The sequence below is a fragment of the Phyllobacterium sp. P5_D12 genome, from assembly GCF_054049495.1.
The window spans coordinates 1-723 of record NZ_JBFUMG010001095.1 but is presented as its reverse complement, the minus strand read 5'-3'; the positions used below and the strand labels follow the sequence as shown (position 1 = coordinate 723).

The window sequence follows — 723 nt, the reverse complement described above, 5'->3', positions numbered from 1 at the left end:
ATGCGCACACCGTCGTGCTCAAGCCGTCTGCTAAAATCAATCCCGAGATCATTCTATTTACTCTCGCGAGAACTGTGGGCAATATTATCGACAGCAAGACTGTGCTGGAAAACCAATCCAACGACGACCTGGGAAAGGCTTGGTTGACCAACAACTCCGCCGGATCAGGCCCTTTCGTGCTCAAGCGCTGGAACGCCAACGATTCCGTAATTCTGGACCGCAATGCTTCTTACTGGCGCGGCGAGCCTGAACTGAAGCGGGTAGTCATCCGCCACATGCCTGAATCCCAAAGCCAGCGCCTTCAGATTGAAAACGGAGACCTTGATGTGGCACGGTCGCTCTCTGCCACGGACCTCAAGGCACTTGGAACCAATGAAACAGTGAAGATCCAGAAAGTTGCAAGCGGCGGGTTTTACTATCTGGCTGTAAGCACTGCCGACCCGGTCTTCTCCAAACCCGAAATACGTGCAATCTTGCCGTATCTTGTCGACTACGAGGGGATGCAGACAGCGGTTATCGGCGACTATGGATCTGCTCGGCAGGTTCCCGTCCCCGCCGACTATCCAGGCGCGATCGCTGATCCAGGCTATAAACCAGACATTGCCAAGGCCAAGGAGCTTTTGGCGAAAGCTGGATACCCTGACGGCTTCAGCACCAGCATGCTCGTTTTGTCGGACTCTCCTTTCGTTGAGATTGCAACGGCGCTCCAGGGTACCCTTGGAC

At 54.6% G+C, this 723-nt stretch carries 1 protein-coding gene; it reads left to right on the top strand.

All coding sequences use genetic code 11. The features are described from left to right. Positions 1-14: 14 nt before the first annotated feature. A partial coding sequence (locus ACXJ5O_RS28905; RefSeq protein WP_457302904.1) for an ABC transporter substrate-binding protein occupies positions 15-723 on the top strand: 709 nt, incomplete at its 3' end.